Source organism: Rhizobium sp. M10, from assembly GCF_002531955.1.
GTDB classification, from domain to species: domain Bacteria; phylum Pseudomonadota; class Alphaproteobacteria; order Rhizobiales; family Rhizobiaceae; genus Rhizobium; species Rhizobium etli_C.
In genome coordinates this window covers 13,686-29,489 of record NZ_NWTA01000039.1, presented here as the reverse complement: position 1 = coordinate 29,489, position 15,804 = coordinate 13,686, and the positions used below count along the sequence as shown (strand labels likewise).

14 protein-coding genes and 1 riboswitch are annotated in these 15,804 nt (G+C 62.0%); of the genes, 6 read left to right on the top strand and 8 right to left on the bottom strand.

What is annotated here, in order from left to right:
- Nucleotides 1–792: sugar ABC transporter permease (locus CO671_RS31600; protein ID WP_097609037.1), on the bottom strand; the 792-nt coding region annotated here is incomplete at its 3' end.
- Nucleotides 793–894: 102 nt separating this feature from the next.
- Nucleotides 895–2,154, bottom strand: coding sequence for an ABC transporter substrate-binding protein (locus CO671_RS31595; protein WP_097609034.1), 1,260 nt, complete (start codon nucleotides 2,152–2,154; stop codon nucleotides 895–897).
- A 475-nt stretch (nucleotides 2,155–2,629) separates the two neighbouring features.
- On the opposite strand from CO671_RS31595, the gene queC reads away from it, so the two are divergent.
- From queC to queE, 3 genes are read left to right on the top strand one after another with little or no spacing between them, the layout of a single operon-like run.
- Nucleotides 2,630–3,340 (top strand): 7-cyano-7-deazaguanine synthase QueC, encoded by a 711-nt coding sequence (queC, locus tag CO671_RS31590; protein ID WP_097609036.1) that lies wholly within the window; start codon nucleotides 2,630–2,632, stop codon nucleotides 3,338–3,340.
- Nucleotides 3,340–3,696, top strand: coding sequence for a 6-carboxytetrahydropterin synthase QueD (queD, locus tag CO671_RS31585; protein ID WP_097609033.1), 357 nt, complete (start codon nucleotides 3,340–3,342; stop codon nucleotides 3,694–3,696). Before queC ends, queD begins: the two co-directional genes overlap by 1 nt.
- A complete protein-coding gene (queE, locus tag CO671_RS31580) occupies nucleotides 3,693–4,421 on the top strand; it encodes a 7-carboxy-7-deazaguanine synthase QueE (protein WP_097609032.1) in 729 nt (242 codons plus the stop codon). Before queD ends, queE begins: the two co-directional genes overlap by 4 nt.
- 12 nt (nucleotides 4,422–4,433) lie before the next feature.
- Here the strand turns inward: queE and CO671_RS31575 are convergent, their stop codons facing one another.
- From CO671_RS31575 to CO671_RS31550, 6 genes are all read right to left on the bottom strand, one after another.
- Complete coding sequence (locus CO671_RS31575) at nucleotides 4,434–5,657, bottom strand: adenylate/guanylate cyclase domain-containing protein (RefSeq protein ID WP_097609031.1); 1,224 nt, start codon at nucleotides 5,655–5,657, stop codon at nucleotides 4,434–4,436.
- Between the two features lie 102 nt (nucleotides 5,658–5,759).
- Nucleotides 5,760–6,734, bottom strand: coding sequence for a class 1b ribonucleoside-diphosphate reductase subunit beta (nrdF, locus tag CO671_RS31570; protein ID WP_097609030.1), 975 nt, complete (start codon nucleotides 6,732–6,734; stop codon nucleotides 5,760–5,762).
- A 179-nt stretch (nucleotides 6,735–6,913) separates the two neighbouring features.
- Nucleotides 6,914–9,118 carry a class 1b ribonucleoside-diphosphate reductase subunit alpha gene (gene nrdE / locus CO671_RS31565; protein ID WP_097609029.1) on the bottom strand — a complete coding sequence of 735 codons (2,205 nt, stop codon included), beginning with the start codon at nucleotides 9,116–9,118 and terminating at the stop codon, nucleotides 6,914–6,916.
- Nucleotides 9,097–9,501 (bottom strand): class Ib ribonucleoside-diphosphate reductase assembly flavoprotein NrdI, encoded by a 405-nt coding sequence (gene nrdI, locus CO671_RS31560; RefSeq protein ID WP_010027594.1) that lies wholly within the window; start codon nucleotides 9,499–9,501, stop codon nucleotides 9,097–9,099. The genes nrdE and nrdI overlap by 22 nt, the downstream gene beginning before the upstream one ends.
- Nucleotides 9,502–9,514: 13 nt before the next feature.
- Nucleotides 9,515–9,736, bottom strand: coding sequence for a glutaredoxin-like protein NrdH (gene nrdH / locus CO671_RS31555; protein WP_010068756.1), 222 nt, complete (start codon nucleotides 9,734–9,736; stop codon nucleotides 9,515–9,517).
- Nucleotides 9,737–9,995: 259 nt separating this feature from the next.
- Nucleotides 9,996–10,222: riboswitch (cobalamin riboswitch) on the bottom strand.
- A 303-nt stretch (nucleotides 10,223–10,525) separates the two neighbouring features.
- Nucleotides 10,526–12,757 carry a heavy metal translocating P-type ATPase gene (locus tag CO671_RS31550; RefSeq protein WP_097609028.1) on the bottom strand — a complete coding sequence of 744 codons (2,232 nt, stop codon included), beginning with the start codon at nucleotides 12,755–12,757 and terminating at the stop codon, nucleotides 10,526–10,528.
- Between the two features lie 71 nt (nucleotides 12,758–12,828).
- On the opposite strand from CO671_RS31550, the gene CO671_RS31545 reads away from it, so the two are divergent.
- The 3 genes from CO671_RS31545 to CO671_RS31535 all read left to right on the top strand — a co-directional run bounded on the left by CO671_RS31545 (nucleotide 12,829) and on the right by CO671_RS31535 (nucleotide 15,684).
- Nucleotides 12,829–13,251 (top strand): helix-turn-helix domain-containing protein, encoded by a 423-nt coding sequence (locus tag CO671_RS31545; protein ID WP_010029773.1) that lies wholly within the window; start codon nucleotides 12,829–12,831, stop codon nucleotides 13,249–13,251.
- Between the two features lie 68 nt (nucleotides 13,252–13,319).
- Nucleotides 13,320–14,528 carry a TIGR03862 family flavoprotein gene (locus tag CO671_RS31540; RefSeq protein ID WP_097609027.1) on the top strand — a complete coding sequence of 403 codons (1,209 nt, stop codon included), beginning with the start codon at nucleotides 13,320–13,322 and terminating at the stop codon, nucleotides 14,526–14,528.
- 196 nt (nucleotides 14,529–14,724) lie between these two features.
- Complete coding sequence (locus tag CO671_RS31535; protein ID WP_097609026.1) at nucleotides 14,725–15,684, top strand: helix-turn-helix domain-containing protein; 960 nt, start codon at nucleotides 14,725–14,727, stop codon at nucleotides 15,682–15,684.
- Nucleotides 15,685–15,804: the final 120 nt, after the last annotated feature.

Sequence of the window (15,804 nt, the reverse complement as noted above, 5' to 3'; positions counted from 1 at the left end):
CCCGCCCGAGGTCAGCGCCACCACCAGGTCGTAGGACTTGATCGCCATATGGGCGAGCACGATGAAGGCGGAGAGGAAGATCGGCCGCAGCAGCGGAATGACGATGCGGCGATAAAGCTGCAAGGGCGAGGCGCCGTCGATCTGCGCCGCCTTCATGATCTCGCCGTCGATGCCGCGTAAGCCCGCCAGAAACATCGCCATGACGAAGCCGGAGGCCTGCCAGACACCGGCGATGACGACGGTGTAGATGACGAAGTCCTTGTTCTTGATCCAGTCGAAGTGGAAGCTCGTCCAGCCGAAGTGGTGCAGCGTCTGCTCGAGCCCGAGGCCGGGATCGAGGAACCATTTCCAGGCAACGCCGGTGACGATGAAGGAGAGCGCCATCGGATAGAGGAAGATCGGCCGCAAGAGCCCCTCGCCGCGGATCTTCTGGTCGAGCAGGATGGCAAGCAGCAGGCCGACTGCTAAACAGATGCCGACATAGAGGAAGCCGAAGATCGCCATGTTGGTGATCGAGGTATACCAGGAAGATGGCGGGTCGCTCTCGAAGGTCCAACGCCACAGCCGCTGATAGGCACGTGGCCCGGTCAGCGCATAGGACGGAAAGGTCTTGGAATTGGTGAACGACAGATAGGCCGTCCAGACGATGAAGCCGTAGACGAAGACCAGGGTGATGACGAAGCTCGGCGCCAGCACGATCTTCGGCAGCGCATCCTGCAGCCGGCCTCGAAGCGAGATCGGCGTCGCTTGCCCGGGGGTCAGAACCGGATCGGTGGTGGCAACTGTGCTCATGAATATCATCTCCCTTCCCGCAGGATCGCTCGGCAATTATCGCTGCGGAGCCTGAAGCTTCCCCGGCCCAAGAGACGGGGAAGCATTTGTCATCGACGACCCTTAGCGGGCGTCGTCGATTGCCTGGACGAGCTGCTTGACGGCTTCGTCGGAGCTCTTGATCTGGCCGTGGACGAATTTCGAGACGACGTCCTTATAGGCATTGGCGATCGCCGGCGGCGCGCCATACCCTTGAGCGAGCGAACCGAACAGCGTGCCGCCCTCATTGGCGGCCTTCAGATCGGCGATGCCCTTCTTGCCGCAGGCGTCGAAGTCGGTGTCGGGAACGTCGGTGCGGGCCGGCACCGAACCCTTGACGACGTTGAAGGCCGACTGGAAGCTCTTCGACAGCGTCGCCGTTGCCAGCGCCACCTGCGCCGCCTTGCGGTCGTCGGGGACGTTGAACATGCCGAACATGTCGGAGTTGTAGATGACGCTGCCGTCGGTGCCGGGGAAGCGGTAGCAGAGGAAATCGGTATCCGGCGTCTTCTTGGCGGCGACGAATTCGCCCTTGGCCCAGTCGCCCATCACCTGCACCAGCGCATCGCCCTTGATGACCATGGCGGTCGCCAGATTCCAGTCGCGGCCGGAGAAGTTCGGATCGACGTATTTGACGATCTTCGCCAGGTTGTCGAAGGACGTCTTCATCGTGTCCGACTTCAGCGACGCCTCGTCGAGGTCGTTGAAGGCCTTCTTGTAGAATTCCGGCCCGCCGGTCGACAGCACGATCGAATCGAACATCGTCGCTTCCTGCCAGTTCTGGCCGCCGAGCGCCAAGGGAATGACACCGGCCGCCTTGGCCTTGTCGAGCAGCGCGATCAGGTCGTCGAAGCTCTTCGGCTGGGTGCCGCCGATCTTGTCCATCACCGCCTTGTTGATCCACAGCCAGTTGACCGAGTGGACGTTGACGGGGGCTGCGACCCACTTGCCGTCATAGACCGAGAACTTCTGCAGCGCCGCCGGCACCGACTTGTCCCAGCCTTCCTTCTTGGCCGTCTCGGTCAGATCGCCCATCACGCCGGCCTGGGCATAATCGAGCACGGTATAACCGAGCATCTGCGAGGCTGTCGGATAGGTGCCGGCTGCCACCATCGCCTTCAGCGCCGTCATCGCCGCATCACCGCCGCCGCCGGCAACCGGAACATCCTTCCAGGCAAAGCCTTCCTTCGACAGGTCCTCCTTCAACACGTTCAAGGCCGCCGCCTCGCCACCCGATGTCCACCAGTGCAGCATCTGCACTTCCTTCACATCGGCGGCCTGCGCTGTACCGAGGCCAGCCATCATCACGACGGCAACGGCCGCCGAGCTCAAAAACCTGCGCATGAAATTCCTCCCATTTGAAATCGGCGGCGGGCCCTCCCTGCCGCCCGATGTTTTCCGCCGCTACGGCGGTCGACATACGGCCGCGCTCCTCCGCGCGGTTGCTAATTTAAAACGTTATAAGCCCCTGATCGTCAAGCCCTTTCTCGACTCCCGAGAAAAATATGGCTATTCCGTTATCATATTGAATTATTACGGGTTTCCTCACTCCTCCAACAGATCGCCGAAAGTCGACACGATCCAGGAGGAGGCGACGGCGGCCGGCGAGGATCGCGGACGCATGCCGCGTCAGCGCGTCGACAATCCCGACGCCGGGGACCTGCACCGCATGCTGCCGCCGCAACGCAATTTTCGATCGGTGAGACCGCACAACTTTCGAGCTGACATCTTAAAACTGTTTGCATCGCGCGTGATTTGGCCTAGAAGCACGTCCGTAATCCGGTCGCAGCCCACCCGGTCAAAACAAGGGATCCAAAATATGAAAACCATTGTCGTCTGCTCCGGCGGACTCGACTCCGTTTCGCTTGCTCACAGGATGGCAGCGGAACAACAGCTCGTCGGCCTCATCTCCTTCGACTACGGCCAGCGGCATCGCAAGGAACTCGACTTCGCCGCCAAGTGCGCCGCACGCCTTGCCGTTCCTCATCATATCATCGACATCGCCGCCATCGGCGGCCATCTCAGCGGATCGGCTCTGACCGACAATGTCGAGGTCCCGGACGGCCATTATGCCGAGGAGACCATGAAGGCCACAGTGGTGCCGAACCGCAATGCCATCATGCTGGCGATCGCATTCGGCCTGGCGGCCGCGCAAAAGGCCGATGCCGTTGCCGTCGCCGTGCACGGCGGCGACCACTTCATTTACCCCGACTGCCGGCCGGGCTTCATCGACGCCTTCCAGCGCATGCAGAACGAAGCGCTGGACGGTTATGCCAGCGTCAAACTGCTGGCGCCGTATGTCGATGTTTCCAAGGCGGCGATCGTCGCCGACGGCGCAAAACACGGTACGCCGTTTGCGGAGACCTGGTCGTGCTACAAGGGCGGCAACCTTCATTGCGGGCGCTGCGGAACCTGCGTCGAACGCCGCGAAGCCTTCCACCTTGCCGGTGTCGCCGATCCAACGGACTATGAAGACCGGGACTTCTGGAAAGCGGCGGTGTCGCAATATTCCGCGGCGGAGGTGCGTTGATGTACCGCATCACCAAGGAGTTTCACCTCTCCGCCTCGCACCAGCTGGATCATCTGCCGGCCGACCATCAATGCGCCAGGCTCCACGGCCACAACTACGTCGTGGTCGTCGAGCTCGCCGCCGAAGTTCTGAATGACGACGGGTTCGTTCGCGACTATCACGACCTGTCGCCGCTCAAGCGCTATATCGACGAGGCTCTCGATCATCGCCACCTGAACGAGGTCTTCGGCCATTCGAAAGTCACCTCCGAGTTCCTGGCAAAGCATTTTTACGACTGGTGCAAACAGCGTTTCCCCGAGACATCGTCCGTCCGCGTCAGCGAGACGCCGAAGACCTGGGCGGAGTACCGGCCATGAACGGAGAGACCATTCGCGTCAGCGAGATCTTCGGCCCGACCATCCAGGGCGAAGGCGCTTTGATCGGGCTGCCGACGGTGTTCGTCCGGACGGGCGGCTGTGACTATCGCTGTTCCTGGTGCGACAGCCTCCACGCCGTCGACAGCGCCTTCCGGGATCAGTGGATTCCCATGTCCACCGAGGCGATCTGGCAGGAGGTCACGAAGCTCTCCGCAGGCAGGCCGATGACGGTTTCCCTTTCCGGAGGCAATCCGGCGATCCAGCCCCTGGGGCCGCTGATCGAATTCGGCCATTCTCAAGGCTACCGCTTCGCGCTGGAAACGCAGGGGAGCGTCGCCCGGAACTGGTTTCGCGATCTCGACTTCCTGGTCTTGAGCCCTAAGCCGCCATCAAGCGGAATGCTGACGGATTGGGATCAGGTCGACAGCTGCCTCCGGCTTGCCGCCGGTGGCCCGGAGATCGCCTTGAAAATCGTCGTCTTCGACGATGACGATTACGCCTTTGCCCGAGAGGCGGGTCGGCGCTATCCCTATATTCCCTTGTTCCTTCAGCCGGGCAACCATACGCCGCCGCCGCCCGATGACGACGACGCCCGCATCGATATCGACGGCGTAATGGACCGGATGCACTGGCTCGTTGCGAAGGTGACCGCCGACGGATGGTTTGCCCCGCGCGTGCTGCCGCAGCTGCACGTGCTGCTGTGGGGAAACAAACGCGGCGTGTGAAGCCCCATCCGTTTACCGCTCAGGAAAAGCGAAGACATCGACAGGCTCTCCGAGCCCGCGCAGCGGGAAGGTGCCGAGGCTGTCCATGTCTTCGGCGCAGCCCGCCATTTCGACGAAGGCCCGCGACAGCAGCACCGGACGCTTGACCTCCTTGGTCAGGCTTTCCAGCCGCGAGGCGATATTGACGGCAGGGCCGATGACGGTGAAATCCAGCCGCCGGCGCGAACCGATATTGCCGTACATGACGTCGCCGACATGCACGCCGACGCCGTAACGCAGCGGTTCGCGTCCTGTTCGTGCGTGCTGCTCGTTCAGCTCGGCCATCAACGCCTGCCCTTCGCGGATCGCCTGCAGCAGATCGGCACAGGCCGTTTCCTTGCTTAAGGGGAAGATTGCCAGCAATCCGTCACCCATGAACTTCAGGATTTCGCCGCCATAGTGTTCGATCGGATCCGACATGGCGTCGAAATAGTCGTTGAGCAGATGGATGACATCGTCGCGCGGCCAGAGATCGGAGATCGCCGTAAAGTCGCGCAGGTCGCAGATCATGATCGCCGCACCGACGGTGGCGCCGCTGCCGCGCGTCGTCACGCCCGACAGGATCTGCTCGCTCGCATGCGGCCCGACATAGGTCTGCAGCAGCGTGCGCGCCATGATGTTCTTCAGGCGAATTTCGCTGACCAAAGTCAGGGCCGGAAGGAGATCACGCAGGAAATCGACATGTTCGCTGGTAAAACCGCCCGGCCGGCTGGTGGAAAATGTAGCCACATGCCGTTTGCCAAAGGTGTGTTCGAGCGGCCAGGCGATATACTCGGTCAGGCCGTCGTCGCGCAGTTCCCGATAGAAGGAATCCAAGTCGCCGTCGGCTGCACCTTCCAACTGCCTGCGCACTTCCTCCGCACCCTGATGGATCGCGTTAACAGGACTGGTCAGGAACTCCGGCGTGTTTTCGACGCCATAGGCGAATGTATCGATCTTCGCCTCGGTGAGCCCTTCCTTCCAGAGGATGCGGGCACCCACCCATTGCGGGTGGTTCACCCTGAAATGCAGCGTCGCCCGCGCCACCGGCACCCCAGCCGCAAGCAGCTTCTCACACATGTCCACCAGGATGTTGTCGATGAAACGCTCGCCCCGCGTCTCGTTCACCAGCCAATCGAGAATCCGCCTCCTGCGGATCGGCCAGACGCCCTCGTCCGCTTCAACGGCAGTCCCGGTCTTGTTCAAAAAAGGCGACATCAAAAACTCCGCTACATCACGTCATCGGCGAGGATCGAATTCAGTTTCCGCTGAATGTGGGCGACAGGGAAGCAAATGATAAGGGCAGACTGCGAGAAAGGCTCAGAAATCCCAATCCTCGTCTTCGGTCGCGACAGCCTTGCCGATGACATAGGAGGAGCCGGAGCCCGAGAAGAAGTCGTGGTTCTCGTCGGCATTCGGCGAAAGCGCCGACAGGATCGCCGGATTGACCTTGCAGGCCTCGGCCGGGAAAAGCGCCTCGTAGCCGAGGTTCATCAGCGCCTTGTTGGCATTGTAATGCAGGAATTTCTTGACGTCCTCGCTCAGCCCGACGCCGTCATAGAGCGCCTCGGTATATCGGGCCTCGTTGTCGTAGAGCTCGAGCAGCAGGTCGAAGGCGAAATCCTTGATCTCCTGCCTTCTCTCCCCGGACAACCGCTCCAACCCGCGCTGGAACTTGTAGCCGATATAATAGCCGTGCACCGCCTCGTCGCGGATGATCAGCCGGATCATGTCGGCCGTGTTGGTGAGCTTGGCGCGGCTCGACCAGTACATCGGCAGGTAGAAGCCGGAATAGAACAGGAAGCTCTCGAGAAAGACGCTCGCGATCTTCTTCTTCAAGGGATCGCCGGAACCATACTGCTCCATGATCAGCACTGATTTCCGCTGCAGGAACTCGTTCTCCTCCGACCAGCGATAGGCATCGTCGACATCGGGCGTCGAGCACAGCGTCGAAAAGATCGAGGAATAGGAACGCGCATGCACCGCCTCCATGAAGGAGACGTTGGAAAGCACCGCCTCCTCATGCGGCGTTACCGCATCCTCCATCAGCCTGATGGAACCGACGCCGTTCTGGATCGTGTCGAGCAGCGTCAGCCCGGTGAAGACGCGGATGGTCAACTGCTGCTCGGCCGGCGTCAGCGTCGCCCAGGAGGGGATGTCGTTCGACAGCGGCACCTTCTCCGGCAGCCAGAAATTGCCGGTCAACCGGTTCCAGACTTCGAGATCCTTGTCGTCCTCGATGCGGTTCCAGTTGATGGCGCGCACGCGGCTGATTGGCTTGATGGATATGTTCATTGGGTGGTCTTTCTTCCACAAATTCTAACGGAGTGCGGAGCCCCCTCACCCTGCCCTCTCCCCGCTGGGGAGAGGGGAACGCCATGCAATCGGCTTGTCTCTTCTCCCCATCGGGGAGAAGGTGCCGGCAGGCGGATGAGGGGGCTACAAGCTCGAAACTCTCGGCCAGCAGCCCAAAATCAAAGCGTACAAGACACGCAGCCCTGCACCTCGGTGCCGGACAGCGCCATCTGGCGAAGGCGGATGTAGTAGATCGTCTTGATGCCCTTCCTCCAGGCGTAAATCTGCGCCTTGTTGATGTCGCGCGTCGTTGCCGTGTCGCGGAAGAACAGGGTCAGCGACAGCCCCTGGTCGACATGCTGGGTCGCCGCCGCATAGGTATCGATGATCTTCTCCGCCCCGATCTCATAGGCGTCCTGATAATAATCGAGATTGTCGTTGGTCATGAACGGCGCCGGATAGTACACGCGGCCGATCTTGCCTTCCTTGCGGATCTCGATCTTCGAGACGATCGGATGGATCGACGAGGTCGAGTGGTTGATATAGGAGATCGAGCCCGTCGGCGGCACCGCCTGCAGGTTCTGGTTATAGAGGCCGGAGGCCATGACAGCCGTCTTCAACGCCGCCCAATCGTCCTGCGTCGGAATATGGATTCCGGATTTGTCGAACAGCGCCTGCACCTTCTCGGTCGCCGGCTTCCATTCCTGCTCGGTATATTTGTCGAAATAGTCGCCGGAGGCATATTTCGAATTTTCGAAGCCCTTGAAGCATGTGCCGCGTTCGACCGCCAAAAGGTTCGAGGCGCGGATCGCGTGATAGGTCACTGTATAGAAATAGATATTGGTGAAATCGACGCCTTCCTCCGAGCCGTAGAAGATGCGTTCGCGGGCGAGATAGCCGTGCAGGTTCATCTGGCCGAGACCGATCGCATGGCTTTCGTCATTGCCCTTCTCGATCGACGGCACCGAGGCAATATGGCTCATGTCGGAAACGGCCGTCAGCGCCCGGATCGAGGTCTCGATCGTCTTGCCGAAATCGGCGGAATCCATGGCTGCGGCAATGTTCAGCGAGCCGAGATTGCAGGAAATATCCTTGCCGAGATGCTTGTAGGAGAGGTCGTCATTATATTCGCTTGCCTCGCTGACCTGCAGGATCTCGGAGCAGAGATTGCTCATCGAAATGCGCCCGGCAATCGGGTTCGCCCGGTTCACCGTGTCCTCGAACATGATGTAGGGATAACCGCTCTCGAACTGGATTTCGGCGAGCACCTGGAAGAATTCGCGCGCCTTGATCTTCTTCTTCGAGATGCGCGCATCCGCCACCATCTCCCGGTACTTTTCCGTCACCGAAATCTCGGTGAAAGGCACGCCGTAGACGCGCTCCACGTCGTAAGGCGAGAACAGATACATATCCTCATTGTTTCTCGCGAGTTCGAAGGTGATGTCGGGTACGACGACGCCGAGCGACAACGTCTTGATCCGGATCTTCTCGTCGGCATTTTCGCGCTTCGTGTCGAGGAAGCGCATGATGTCGGGGTGATGGGCGTTGAGATAGACAGCACCTGCCCCCTGACGGGCACCGAGCTGGTTGGCATAGGAGAAACTGTCTTCGAGAAGCTTCATAACGGGGATGATGCCCGAGGACTGGTTTTCGATCTGCTTGATCGGTGCGCCGGCCTCGCGGATATTGGTCAGCGAAAGCGCCACGCCGCCGCCGCGCTTCGACAATTGCAGCGCCGAATTGATCGACCGGCCGATCGATTCCATATTGTCCTCGACCCGTAGCAGGAAGCAGGAAACCAGTTCACCGCGCTGCTTCTTGCCAGCGTTGAGGAAGGTCGGGGTCGCCGGCTGGAACCGGCCTGAAATGATCTCGTCGACCATGTCGCGGGCAAGGGCCTCGTCGCCGCGCGCCAGGGTCAGCGCCACCATGCAGATGCGGTCTTCGTAGCGCTCGAGATAGCGTTTTCCGTCGAAGGTCTTCAGCGTATAGCTGGTGTAATATTTGAAAGCGCCGAGGAAGGTCGGGAAACGGAACTTCCTGGCATAGGCCTGATCGAACAGGTCGCGGACGAAATTGAAGGAATACTGATCGAGTACCTCCTGCTCGTAATAGCCCTCGGTCACGAGGTAATCGAGCTTTTCCCTCAGATTGTGAAAGAACACCGTGTTCTGGTTCACATGCTGCAGGAAGTACTGCTTCGCCGCCAGGCGATCCTTGTCGAGCTGGATCCTGCCCTCATCGTCATAGAGGTTCAGCATGGCGTTCAGCGCGTGATAGTCGAGCGTTTCCGCCGCTTTCAAAGGACGTTCGCCGGCGGGATGAGCAAAAGTGTTATGCGATTTTGCGCCCGCATCCCGCGTCAGAGTTGTTCCCGTGTCCAAAATCGTTCCATTCCGTGTTTGACGTTGGCGACATCCTCGGCCGTGCCCATGAGCTCGAACCTGTAGAGGTAAGGCACCTGGCATTTGCGCGAAATCACGTCGCCGGCGAGCCCGTATGTCTCGCCGAAATTGCTGTTGCCCGCGGCAATCACGCCGCGGATGTGTCCTCGGTTCTCCGCATCGTTCAGGAAACGGATCACCTGCTTGGGAACGGCCCCCTTGCCACCGTCGCCGCTATAGGTCGGCACAATGAGAACGAAGGGTTCGCGGATATGGAACGCCTCTGCGCCGCTTGAGGGAATGCGCGCCGCGCGCAATCCGAGCCTGGCGACGAAGCGATGGGTATTCTCCGATCGGCTGGAATAATAGACGAGCAGCCCCATCGCCGTTTTCCGGTCAGGAGAGCGCGCTGATCATATCGGGACGGAAACCCGCCCAATGCCGCTCGCCGGCGATGACGACGGGCGCCTGCATGTAGCCGAGGCTGCGGACGCGATCGAGCGCTTCGGCATCCTGCGAGATATCGACGATATCGTAATCAACGCCCAGGCGGTCGAGAGCGCGATAAGTGGCGGTGCATTGGACGCAGGCAGGTTTGCTATAGACGGTAACGCTCATCATCTTCCTCGTGATATCAAAGAATTCAGGACGCAATACTGGGATCGGGCGCCTTGCGACGTCCGGGGCAACGCTTGATGGTGATCTGGCAAAGTCGGCGCTTTAAACGCCCGATACGATCCCTTTCGGGATTTGCGCGGGCGGCGGCCTTGATCTTCTCGACATGACTTCAACCCGAAGTGCTCATGCGGACGTTCGGGGCAGCGCAACAGGCGCGGATCATTCCGCTTCATGCACGCGACCTTCCGGACACCCCGCCCGTGGACATCTAGTTCAAGGCAGGTCTCCTGACTTGCGGGTCGAAGCACCCTGCCCCTGCCTTCCCGGAGCATCATGCTCCAGTGACCTGAAATCGGACAGTTGCTCGCCGCTTACAGTTGCGGGGGCAGCTCCGGCCTTGTTGCGCCGTCATGGCGAAACGCACCGTATTCCCGTCTTAGCCCGCGATCCTGGCGAATCGAAGGAACCTTGAACACTAGATATAGTACGCGAATCCAAAATCACGTCAACGGATGGTTTGTGCATTGCGTTACGACAGGTTTGAAATCACTGCGTTCCTGTGAAAAACATGGATCGAAGGCTTAACGAAAGCAGGCTGTGGAGAAGGTCCGGGATGACAAACCTCCCCTCTCCGCGTCATCCTCGGCCTTGTGCCGAGGATCTGCTGCCTATCGACCGGAGGCAGATGCCCGGGACAAGCCCGAGCATGACGAAAGAGGAGTTGGCGCCCCTTATCAGCGGTCTACGCCACGCTTCAGGTGACGAGCGCCGCAGGGACGACATCGGGTGTTATGTCCTTACTCGAAGCAGCCTGAGCGCGTTGATCGTCACCAGCACGGTGGCGCCGGTATCGGCGAGAATCGCCGGCCAGAGGCCGGTGATGCCGGCAATCGTCGTCACCAGGAACACCGCCTTCAGCCCGAGGGCGATGGTGATGTTCTGCACGATATTGTGCATCGTTCGTTTGGAAAGTTCGATCATCCGCGCCACGTCGCCGACGCGCCCGTGCAGCACGGCGGCATCGGCCGTCTCAAGCGCCACATCGGTGCCACCGCCCATGGCGATGCCGATATCGGCGGCGGCCAGCGCCGGAGCGTCGTTGATGCCGTCGCCAACCTTGGCGACGATGAACCCCTCACGCTTCAATTCGCCGACGACCCGCTGCTTATCCTCAGGCATCATCTCGCCGCGCCAGTCGATGCCGAGCATGCCGGCAACGGCTGCCGCCGTCCGCTTGTTGTCGCCCGTCAGCATCATCGCCTTGACGCCGGCCGATTTGAGCGTGGAAAGCCCGACCTCGGCATCCGCGCGCGGCTCGTCGCGCATGGCGATCAGGCCGACCGCAACGCCATTGACGAACAGCACCGATACGCTCTTGCCCTCGTCGTTCAGAACAGCAATGCGTGCATCCTTTTCGCCATCGAGTGCTCCGCGCTCGCGGGCAGCGGATGGCGACAGCAGGTCGAGCGTCTCGCCGCCGACTTTGCCGCTGACACCCTTGCCCGGCAGCGCTTCTAGCTCGAAGGCCGGCGGCACGGGAACGCCGTCTGCCCGAGCACGGTTGAGGATCGCCAGCGCCAAGGGATGGCTGGAGCCCTGTTCCAGCACCGCCGCGCGCGACAAGACCTGCGCCTCGCTCAATCCGAAGGAAACGATATCGGTCACCTGAGGCTTGCCTTCCGTCAGCGTGCCTGTCTTGTCGAAGGCGACCATCGTGACCTTGCCGAGCGTTTCCAGCACTGCGCCGCCCTTCATCAGCAGCCCGCGCCGCGCGCCTGCTGAAAGCGAGGCGGCAATCGCCGCCGGCGTCGAAATGACGAGCGCGCAGGGGCAGCCGATCAGCAGGATGGCAAGGCCCTTATAGATCCATTCGCCCCAAGACCCACCGAACAGCAGCGGCGGGACTATCGCCACCAGTGCTGCGACCACCACGACGCCGGGCGTGTAATAGCGCGAGAACCGGTCGATGAAACGTTCGGTCGGCGCCTTCGATTCCTGCGCTTCCTCCACCAGCTTGACGACGCGGGCGATGGTATTGTCGGCCGCGGCCGCGGTGACGCGGACCCTGAGCACAGAATCGCCATTCACCGTTCCGGCAAAGACGACGGAATCGACACCCTTGCGCACCGGCGTGCTCTCGCCCGTCACCGGCGCCTCGTCGATCGCGCTCTCGCCGGAGACGATGATGCCATCCGCCGAGATACGGTCGCCCGGACGCACCATGATGATCGCGCCGACGGCGAGGCTTTCCGCCGGCACCTCCCGCGTCTGGCCATTGTCTTCGAGCAGCGCATTTTTCGGCACCAGCGCCGTCAGCGACTGGATGCTTTCGCGCGCCTTGCCGGCCGCCACCCCCTCCAGCAGCTCGCCGACGAGAAACAGGAACACGACAGTCGCTGCCTCCTCGCCGGCATTGATGATGACGGCGCCGACGGCGGCGATCGTCATCAGCATCTCGATCGAAAACGGTGTGCCCGATAGAGCCGCCATGATGGCGCGGCGCGCGATCGGCACCAGCCCGACCAGCATGGCGATGACGAAGGCGTAGGATGCGACCGCAGGCACGAGATGGCCGATGGCATAGGCGGCGATCAGCGCTGCACCCGAGACGATGGTCAATCGACCCTTCCGGCTTTGCCACCAGGAACCGGTCATCGGCGCATGGTCACGCCCATGCAGCCCCTCGATTTTCTTTTTGCCATGATCGTGACCTGTGTGATCATGATCATGGTCGTGACCGGCATGATCGCCGTGGTCGTGATGATCGTGCGCGCCGTGATCCCGTGCCGGCGCCACGCTTCCGGTAAAGGGCGAAACCGAATAACCGAGCCCCGTCACCCTCTTCTCGATCACCTTGAGGTCGCTGCTGCCGTCATGCCGGACGGTCATCGTGCCCGCCACCACCGAGACGGACACATCGGCGACACCCGCCACGCGCCTGACCGCCGTGTCGATCTTGGTCGCACAGGCGGCGCAATCCATGCCGCCGACCCGGTATCGTGTCTCGCTCGTCTCAGCCATGATCCGCTTCCTTGTCAAACAGAAGCATCCCTCCTACATCCTCTAGCGACTAGAGGTGCAAGAGGAAAATCATGAAAAAGATCACGATCGGCGAAGCCGCTCGCCGGAGCGGAGTCAAAGTGCCGACGGTGCGTTATTACGAGAGCATCGGCCTGCTCGCGGCCCCAAGCCGCAGCGAAGGCAACCAGCGCTCCTTCGAACCCGCCGATATCAGCCGCCTCACCTTCATCCGCCATGCCCGCGAACTCGGCTTCGAGATCGAGGCGATCCGCACGCTGCTCACCCTGCAGGATGATCCGCACCAATCCTGCGCCTCTGCCGATGCCATCGCCAAGGCTCGTCTCGTCGAGGTCGAGCAGCGCATCCGCAGCCTGATGGCGCTGAAGGCCGAACTCGAAACCATGGTGGAAGGTTGCGGCCATGGCCGCGTCGACCAATGCCGTGTCATCGAGGTTCTCGCCGACCACGGCCAGTGCACGCATCCGCACCATTGATCCCTGCCCTTGCAGGCAATCGACGCCCGCGCCAAAACTGCACCAGATAGAATCGGGCGAAGACATCCATGAACCAGAAGCGAATTGCGATCATCGGCGGCGGCCCGGCGGGCCTGGCGGCGGCGGAGCTGCTTTCGCTCTCCGGCCATGCGGTGACGGTCTACGACGCCATGCCGACCTTCGCCCGCAAGTTTCTGCTCGCCGGCAAGTCGGGGCTGAACATTACCCATTCCGAGGATTATGCCCGTTTTGCCCCACGCTTCGGCGCCGCCTCTGCCCGCCTGCGCCCTGCTCTCGATGCCTTTACCCCTGGCAATATCAGGGATTGGGCAGCAGGGCTCGGGACCAAGACTTTCGTCGGCTCGTCCGGCCGGGTCTTCCCTGATGTGATGAAAGCCTCTCCCTTGCTGCGCGCCTGGCTCAAGCGGCTGGAGGCGCAGGGCGCCACCCTGCGCACCCGCCACCGCTGGATCGGTTTTGCCGATGAGGGCTATGTTTTCGAAACGCCCGAAGGACGCAGCATCGTCCACTGCGACGCAGCCCTGCTGGCGCTCGGCGGCGCAAGCTGGCCGCGCCTCGGCTCCGATGCACGCTGGCTGTCCTGGCTATCGGAGAAGGGCGTCGAGATCGACGCCTTCCAGCCTGCGAATTGCGGCTTTGTCGTCGACTGGAGCGAAAGCTTCCGCGCGCGTTTCGCCGGCGAGCCGGTGAAGTCGGTCACCGCCACCTCCGACGCCGGCACCTTTCCCGGCGAATTCGTCATCAGCGCAAGCGGCATCGAGGGGAGCCTGGTCTATGCCCATGCGGCAAGCCTTCGCGACCGGCTGCTGAACCGCGGCCGTGCTGCCCTGACGCTCGACCTCGCCCCGGGTCGGACGATCGAAAGGCTGACCCGCGACCTCACGCGCCAGGATGCCAAATCGAGCTTTTCAAACCGCCTGCGCAAGGGCGCCGGCCTCGACGGGGTCAAGGCGGCCTTGCTGCGTGAGCTCGCCGCCGAGCGCGACCGAGCCGATCCCGTCCGTCTCGCCGGCATGATCAAGGCCTTGCCGGTGCCGGTCCTCGAAACGAGGCCGATCGGCGAGGCCATCTCCTCGGCCGGCGGCATCCGCTGGAGCAGCATCGACGACCGCTTCATGTTGACTGCGCTGCCGGGCACCTTCGTCGCCGGCGAAATGCTCGACTGGGAAGCGCCGACCGGCGGCTATCTCCTCACCGCCTGCCTTGCGACCGGCCGCGCCGCCGCCCGCGGCATCGAGGCCTGGCTGCGGCGCTGACCATCTCCAGCAAAACTGGGCAAGGATCGCGACGCGCATGCGAATGGCTGTGAACCCGATCTAGATCAAAGACGTGGCGTATCCGTCGTGCAAAGATCGCGCATGCTTTTGCGAGGGGAAGGCGGCCGTCGCTGCGTGCAATTGCAAACCGGCCGCTTTTCCCTCAGATTATGCTGACGTTCCGTGGGAGGAGCAGATGCACGAACAGTCAGCACATGCAGAGCATGTCTATAGCTCTGCGCAGCGGAATTCCGCCGCCGCGAGTTCTCCGATTGTCGCCTCCTGGCGGCGTTGCATGACCATGCACCGGCTCGCGCCCGAGGACGAACGTGCGCCGCTGCAGCTGACCGACGAGGAATTTCACCGCGCCCGCGAACAGTCCGAACGGCTGGTCGCCGGCGCGACCGAGGAGCTCGACCGGCTGTTCACCACGGTCGGCAAAGCCGGCTGCTGCATCCTTCTGACGGACAGGAATGGCATCGCGCTGGAGCGCCGGGGCGCTGCCGGCGACGATAAGGACTTCCGCCAACTCGGTCTCTGGACCGGTTCGGTGTGGACCGAGGCGAGCATCGGCACCAATGGCATCGGCACCGCACTTGCCGACGAGCGCGCCGTCGCCATCTTCCGCGACCAGCATTTCTTCTGCTCGAATATCCGCCTGAGCTGCACCACGGCGCCGGTCCGCGATCATCGCGGTGAACTCGCCGCCGCCCTCGACATCTCCACTTGCCGCGAGGACGTCAACGAAATGACGCTGGCGATCCTGACGCAGTCCGTGCGCGATGCGGCGATGCGCATCGAACTCAACCTCTTCCGCTCGGCCTTTCCCGGCGCCCGCTTCCTGATGGTCCCGGCCGGCGCCAATTCGGCCGCCGCCCTGCTTGCCGTCGACAGGCATGATCTCGTGCTTGGCGCCACCCGCGCCGCCCGCATCGCGCTGCAGCTGGACGACAAGCGGATTGCGGCCGGCATCCCGGCCGCCGATGCTCTGCGCGAAGCCGTCGTTTCACAACAGGAAGAGATGGTCGAGGCGGAAAAAGCGGCCTTGCTGCGGGCGCTGTCGCGCACCAGCGGCAACGTCTCGCAGGCTGCGATCGCGCTCGGCATAAGCCGCGCCACGCTGCACCGGAAGATGAAGAAGTTCGACCTGCATTAGCCCGACCCCGAACATGTCACTGACATGGTTATCCTGATGCGGCCCTGTCGCATGTCTGCGACAGTGTGCACTGCGGTATGGAAGACCTCCCCTGTTCCCTTCGGCAAAACACGCCCATTT

Coding starts and splice junctions, on each gene's coding strand:
- CO671_RS31540 (WP_097609027.1), top strand. CDS start 13,320: ATGAACCAGAAGCGAATTGCGATCATCGGCGGCGGCCCGGCGGGCCTG.
- nrdF (WP_097609030.1), bottom strand. CDS start 6,734: ATGAACATATCCATCAAGCCAATCAGCCGCGTGCGCGCCATCAACTGG.
- nrdH (WP_010068756.1), bottom strand. CDS start 9,736: ATGAGCGTTACCGTCTATAGCAAACCTGCCTGCGTCCAATGCACCGCC.
- CO671_RS31575 (WP_097609031.1), bottom strand. CDS start 5,657: ATGTCGCCTTTTTTGAACAAGACCGGGACTGCCGTTGAAGCGGACGAG.
- queD (WP_097609033.1), top strand. CDS start 3,340: ATGTACCGCATCACCAAGGAGTTTCACCTCTCCGCCTCGCACCAGCTG.
- queE (WP_097609032.1), top strand. CDS start 3,693: ATGAACGGAGAGACCATTCGCGTCAGCGAGATCTTCGGCCCGACCATC.
- CO671_RS31535 (WP_097609026.1), top strand. CDS start 14,725: ATGCACGAACAGTCAGCACATGCAGAGCATGTCTATAGCTCTGCGCAG.
- queC (WP_097609036.1), top strand. CDS start 2,630: ATGAAAACCATTGTCGTCTGCTCCGGCGGACTCGACTCCGTTTCGCTT.
- CO671_RS31550 (WP_097609028.1), bottom strand. CDS start 12,757: ATGGCTGAGACGAGCGAGACACGATACCGGGTCGGCGGCATGGATTGC.
- CO671_RS31595 (WP_097609034.1), bottom strand. CDS start 2,154: ATGCGCAGGTTTTTGAGCTCGGCGGCCGTTGCCGTCGTGATGATGGCT.
- nrdI (WP_010027594.1), bottom strand. CDS start 9,501: ATGGGGCTGCTCGTCTATTATTCCAGCCGATCGGAGAATACCCATCGC.
- CO671_RS31545 (WP_010029773.1), top strand. CDS start 12,829: ATGAAAAAGATCACGATCGGCGAAGCCGCTCGCCGGAGCGGAGTCAAA.